This is a genomic window from Myroides sp. DW712 (assembly GCF_046557355.1).
Classification (GTDB): domain Bacteria; phylum Bacteroidota; class Bacteroidia; order Flavobacteriales; family Flavobacteriaceae; genus Flavobacterium.
The window spans coordinates 1-1,966 of the sequence record NZ_JBKFDO010000018.1; the positions used below are offsets into that span (position 1 = coordinate 1).

Consider the following 1,966-nt stretch of genomic DNA (forward strand, 5'->3'; position numbering starts at 1 on the left):
ATCTGTTATTTTGCTAATTCCATGTAGTATTTATAGAATAACGGAATTGTTTCAATTCCCTTTAAGTAGTTGAATACACCAAAGTGCTCATTCGGAGAGTGGATCGCATCAGAATCTAATCCGAATCCCATCATAATAGATTTAGAACCTAATTCTTCTTCAAAGAGCGCTACAATTGGAATACTTCCTCCAGAGCGAACTGGAATTGGCGTTACCCCAAATGTATCTTCATACGCTTTAGCAGCTGCTTGATACCCAATTGAGTCAATAGGAGTAACATACCCTTGTCCACCGTGGTGCGGTTTTACTTCTACTTTTACCCCTGCTGGTGCAATACTTTCGAAGTGTTTTTTGAATAAATCTGTGATTTCTTCCCACTCTTGGTTTGGAACTAGACGCATGGAGATTTTAGCAAAAGCTTTGCTTGCAATCACGGTTTTTGCTCCTTCACCTGTATAACCACCCCAAATACCGTTTACATCTAAAGTAGGACGGATTGAGTTGCGTTCGTTGGTTGTATAACCTTCTTCTCCATATACTTCATCAATGTCTAACGCTTTTTTATAATCGTCTAAAGAGAATGGACGTTTGGCCATTTCATCGCGCTCTTCGCGTGATAATTCCTCTACTTTATCGTAGAAACCTGGAATAGTGATGTGGTTGTTTTCGTCGTGTAGTGAAGCAATCATTTTAGTTAATACGTTGATCGGGTTGGCTACAGCCCCTCCGTATAATCCAGAGTGAAGATCGCGGTTAGGACCTGTAACTTCTACTTCAACATAGCTCAAGCCTCTTAATCCAGTGGTGATAGACGGTTGTTGGTTGGAAATCATACCTGTATCTGAGATAAGGATAACGTCGTTCTTTAATTTGTCGTGGTTTCTTTTTACGAACCAACCTAAACTAACAGAACCTACTTCCTCTTCTCCTTCAATCATGAATTTTACGTTACACGGTAACGTATTGGTTGCAATCATATATTCAACCGCTTTCACGTGCATGAACATTTGTCCTTTGTCATCACATGCACCACGAGCGAAGATCGCTCCTTCTGGGTGAATCGGTGTTGTTTTAATTACGGGTTCAAACGGTGGAGACGTCCAAAGTTCAATTGGATCTGCTGGTTGTACGTCATAATGACCATAAACCAATACCGTTGGTAGCGCAGGATCAATGATTTTTTCTGCATAAACAATAGGATATCCTGGTGTTTCGCACAATTCTACGTTGTCGCAACCTGCTTTTATTAAATTTTCTTTTACTGCTTCTGCCGTGTTGATTACGTCTTGAGAATACGCACTATCCGCACTGATAGAAGGCTTTTTAAGTAGTTCAATTAGCTCATCTAGAAGACGTTGCTTGTTTTCTTGAACAAATTGTTTTGAATCTTTCATAGTATGTATAGAACCAGTTATATTATTCCTTACAAACATAAGAATAAAAAAAAATTAATTTTTTCTTGCGCATTAAAAAACACGTCGTATATTTGCAACGTCTTAAAAGAACAACAGTACGCAAGTGTACAGCAGTTCTAAGCCACCTGCGGGTGTGGTGAAATTGGTAGACACGCCAGACTTAGGATCTGGTGCCGCAAGGTGTGTAGGTTCGAGTCCTATCACCCGCACGAAAGCCTCTTCGAAAGAAGGGGCTTTTTTTATGGTTTACAGTGAACAGTGGATCAAGTGCAAAAGTTGGAATCCCCAAAAATCATCGGATCAGGTGCAAAAGTTGGGGACTATGTAAAAAAATCGTTTTTTTTCTATCTAACTTTTCCAGTCCGTATGTCACCCTGAAAAATAAAAAAATCTCTTCTATTTTGTCATCCTGACGGAAATCATCGGATCAGGTGCAAAAGTTGGGGACTATGTAAAAAAATCGTTTTTTTTCTATCTAACTTTTCCAGTCCGTATGTCACCCTGAAAAATAAAAAAATCTCTTCTATTTTGTCATCCTGACGGAGGAAGGA

General features: G+C 39.4%; 1 protein-coding gene and 1 tRNA gene. One reads left to right on the forward strand and one right to left on the reverse strand.

The genetic code is table 11. The features are described 5' to 3' along the window. Positions 1-5: 5 nt before the first annotated feature. Positions 6-1,394 (reverse strand): dipeptidase, encoded by a 1,389-nt coding sequence (locus tag ACLJX0_RS12960; RefSeq protein ID WP_410880999.1) that lies wholly within the window; start codon positions 1,392-1,394, stop codon positions 6-8. Positions 1,395-1,542: 148 nt separating this feature from the next. Between ACLJX0_RS12960 and ACLJX0_RS12965 the strand changes: the two genes are divergently transcribed. Continuing rightward, positions 1,543-1,624 (forward strand) — tRNA-Leu (locus ACLJX0_RS12965). Positions 1,625-1,966 lie beyond the last annotated feature (342 nt).